4 protein-coding genes are annotated in these 3,527 nt (G+C 69.1%); 1 reads left to right on the top strand and 3 read right to left on the bottom strand.

What is annotated here, in order from left to right:
* Positions 1-51 precede the first annotated feature (51 nt).
* The gene (paaB, locus tag P2P98_RS03505) at positions 52-357 is read right to left on the bottom strand and encodes a 1,2-phenylacetyl-CoA epoxidase subunit PaaB (protein WP_055838158.1); all 306 of its coding nucleotides are present in this window, start codon (positions 355-357) and stop codon (positions 52-54) included.
* Positions 357-1,328: a 1,2-phenylacetyl-CoA epoxidase subunit PaaA gene (paaA, locus tag P2P98_RS03510; protein ID WP_275797279.1), complete on the bottom strand. Its 972-nt coding sequence runs from the start codon at positions 1,326-1,328 to the stop codon at positions 357-359. The genes paaB and paaA overlap by 1 nt, the downstream gene beginning before the upstream one ends.
* Before the next feature lie 103 nt (positions 1,329-1,431).
* On the opposite strand from paaA, the gene P2P98_RS03515 reads away from it, so the two are divergent.
* Positions 1,432-2,091, top strand: coding sequence for an HAD family hydrolase (locus P2P98_RS03515; RefSeq protein WP_275797281.1), 660 nt, complete (start codon positions 1,432-1,434; stop codon positions 2,089-2,091).
* Between the two features lie 74 nt (positions 2,092-2,165).
* On the opposite strand, the gene paaK is transcribed toward P2P98_RS03515, so the two are convergent.
* Positions 2,166-3,470 carry a phenylacetate--CoA ligase PaaK gene (gene paaK, locus P2P98_RS03520; protein WP_275797283.1) on the bottom strand — a complete coding sequence of 435 codons (1,305 nt, stop codon included), beginning with the start codon at positions 3,468-3,470 and terminating at the stop codon, positions 2,166-2,168.
* Between the last annotated feature and the right edge of the window lie 57 nt (positions 3,471-3,527).

Below are 3,527 nucleotides of genomic sequence, written 5' to 3' on the forward strand. Positions count from 1 at the left end.
CAGGTCCCTGAGCCTGTCGAAGGGACCGGGACTCGTGATCGGTCGAGGTGCTCACAGGTGCGGCACCCCCTCGGAGGCGGTGTAGTACACCGCGTGACGGTAGTTCTTTCCCGCCGGCGACTCGAAGAACGCGCCCTTCGCTCCCGGATCGCTCGTCGTCACGGCATCCGAAGGCACGACCCACACCGAGACGCCCTCGCCCCGACGGGTGTAGAGGTCGCGCGCGTTGCGCACGGCGAGCTCGGCGTCGGGGGCGTGCAGCGAGCCGACGTGCACGTGGCTCAGACCGCGGTTCGCGCGCACGAACACCTCCCACAGGGGCCAGGTCTCGGCGGGGCTGCCGCCGGGGGTGGCCATCAGGCAGCGGCCGTCTCTGTGCGGGCGGCGCTCTTCTTCGCGGCATAGGCCGCAGCGGCCTCCCGCACCCAGGCGCCCTCTTCGTGCGCGTCGCGACGGTGCTGACGCCGCATCGTGTTGAGCGGTCCACGCCCGGCGAGCACCTCGTGGAACTCGCTCCAGTCGATCTCGCCCATGTCGTACTGACCCGTCTCCTCGTTGAAGCGCAGGTCGGGGTCGGGCAGCGTCACGCCGAGCACAGCGGCCTGCGGCACGAGCATCGAGACGAAGCGCTGGCGGAGCACGTCGTTGCTGAAGCGCTTGATGTTCCACGCCGTCGACTGCGCCGAGTTGGGCGAGTCGTCATCCGGGGGCCCGAACATCATCAAGCTCGGCCAGTACCAGCGGTTCACGGCATCCTGAGCCATCTCGCGCTGCGCGTCGGTTCCCTGCATGAGGGTGAGCAGGATCTCGAACCCCTGGCGCTGGTGGAACGACTCCTCTTTGCAGATGCGCACCATCGCGCGACCGTAGGGCCCGTATGAGGCGCGGCACAGCGGCACCTGGTTGCAGATCGCGGCACCGTCGACGAGCCAGCCGATCGCGCCCATGTCGGCCCAGGTCGGGGTGGGGTAGTTGAAGATCGACGAGTAGCGGGCCTTGCCGTCGACGAGCTGCTGCGTCATCTCGTCGCGCGTGATGCCGAGGGTCTGCGCGGCGGAGTAGAGGTAGAGGCCGTGCCCTGCTTCGTCCTGCACCTTCGCGAGCAGGATCGACTTGCGCTTGAGGCTCGGCGCGCGCGTGATCCACGCCCCCTCCGGCTGCATGCCGATGATCTCGGAGTGCGCGTGCTGGGAGATCTGGCGGATCAGGGTGCGGCGGTAGCCGTCCGGCATCCAGTCGCGCGGTTCGATGCGGCCGTCGGCCTCGATGAGCGCGTCGAACATCGCCTCGCCATCCAGGGCATCCGGGGTGGGTGCGGTCATGGTCATCGTCGACTCCTTTACAGACCGATCGTTCAGTAAAACTGTACCCGAGGGCGCGGGGTGCCGCAACGGTGCTGCGGATTCCCGCGCGGACGGGTGAAGTGGGGGCATGGCAGACACCGCGATCTTCGACGTCGACGGCACCCTCGTCGACACGAACTACCAGCACGCCCTCGCGTGGTACCGCGCGTTCCTGCGCTTCGACATCGTTCTGCCCATCTGGCGCATCCATCGCTCGATCGGGATGGGCGGAGATCAGCTCGTCCCCTCCCTCACGAGCGACGAGGTCGAGGAGCGCCACGGCGACGCCCTGCGCGAGGCGTGGACCGAGGAGTTCGAGCCGATGATCGACGAGGTGCAGCCGTTCGACGGGGCGCACGACCTTCTCGCCGAGGTGAAGCGGCGAGGCTTCCAGGTCGTGCTCGCCAGCTCCGGCAAGAGCGAGCACGTCGAGCACTTCCTCGACCTCGTCGATGCGCGCGGTCTCGCCGACGCATGGACCTCGTCCGACGACGTCGAGGCCAGCAAACCCGCGCCCGACCTCGTGCAGACAGCGCTGGAGAGGGTGCCCGGATCGAGCGGCGTGATGATCGGTGATTCCCCGTGGGATGCCATCGCCGCAGCGCGCGCGGACATCCCCACCGTCGCGGTGCGCACCGGCGGGTTCTCGCCCGAGGAACTGCGGGATGCAGGGGCCGCGGACGTGTTCGACAGCCTCCGCGACCTGATCGACGGCCTCGACGACACTCCCCTCGCGCGCCCGGCCTGACCGCGGCCGCCGCCAGCCCCGCTGACTTGCGCCATACGCACGCCGGGAGAGGTCATGCGTGAGCATGAGGAGCGTCAGCGCAGGTCGTATACGCGCTTGTACTTGCCCTCGCTGCGCGGGAGCGCGCCGGGCTCCTCGACACGGACGTCGACGCTCGTCCCGATGTGCACTTTGATGCGCTGCTGCAGCACGACGCCCGCCGCCTCGCACACCTCTCGTTCCAGGGCGGGGTGCCTCTCGATGCGGACGGTCATGGCATCCATTCGTCCCTCGCGACGCAGCTCGAGGACGAAGTGCGGGGTGAGGGTCTCGATACCGAGCACGATCTCCTCGATCTGCGTCGGGAAGAGGTTCACGCCGCGAAGGATGATCATGTCATCGTTGCGGCCGGTGATCTTCTCGATGCGCCGCATCGACGGGAATGCCGTGCCGGGCTGCAGCCGGGTGAGGTCGCGGGTGCGGTAGCGGATCACCGGGAACGCCTCCTTCGTCAGGGAGGTGAAGACCAGTTCTCCGAGTTCGCCGTCCGCGACAGGGGCGCCGGTCTCGCCGTCGATCGTCTCGGGGAGGAAGTGGTCCTCCCAGATGTGCGGACCGTCCTTGGTGAGGGCGCTCTCGGATGCCACGCCCGGACCCATCACCTCGCTCAGGCCGTAGATGTCGACGGCGACGATGTCGAGGCGGCGCTCGATCTCGCGGCGCATCTCGTTGGTCCACGGCTCGGCTCCCAGCACGGCGACCTTCAGCGACGTCGCCCGCGGATCGACGCCGGCGGCTTCGAGCGCGTCGGCGATTGTGAGGAGGTAGCTCGGCGTGCAGAGGATGGCATCCGGCGCGAAGTCCTGGATGAGCTGCGCCTGCCGCGCGGTCTGCCCGCCCGACAGGGGAATGACCGTCGCGCCGAGGCGCTCAATGCCGGCGTGGGCGCCGAGGCCGCCGGTGAACAGGCCGTAGCCGTACGCGTTGTGCACGCGGTCCCCCGCGCGGATGCCGGCTGCGCTCAGCGAGCGGGCGACGAGGTCGGCCCACCGGTCGAGGTCTCCGGCGGTGTATCCCACGACGGTGGGACGACCGGTGGTCCCGGAGGAAGCGTGGATGCGGCGGACGTCGGGCATCGGGACGGCGAACATGCCGAAGGGGTAGGTCTCGCGCAGGTCGGCTTTCGTCGTGAAGGGCAGCAGCCGGATGTCGTCGAGGCTGCGGATGTCGTCAGGCCCAACACCGGCCTCGTCGAACTTCTGCCGGTAGAGCGCGACGTTCTCGTACGCGTGCCGGACCGTCCACCGCAGCCGCTCGAGCTGCAGCGCACGCAGGCTCTCGAGCGGGATGCCGGTCGGATCGACGGATGCCAGGAAGTCGGGGCGCGAGGAAACGGTCATGGTCATCGAGACACCTCCGTGGTGGGGAGCGCGGCGTTGCGCTCGGGATCGGGGTCG

The sequence above is a fragment of the Microbacterium sp. Kw_RZR3 genome (assembly GCF_029222405.1).
Classification (GTDB): Bacteria; Actinomycetota; Actinomycetes; order Actinomycetales; family Microbacteriaceae; genus Microbacterium.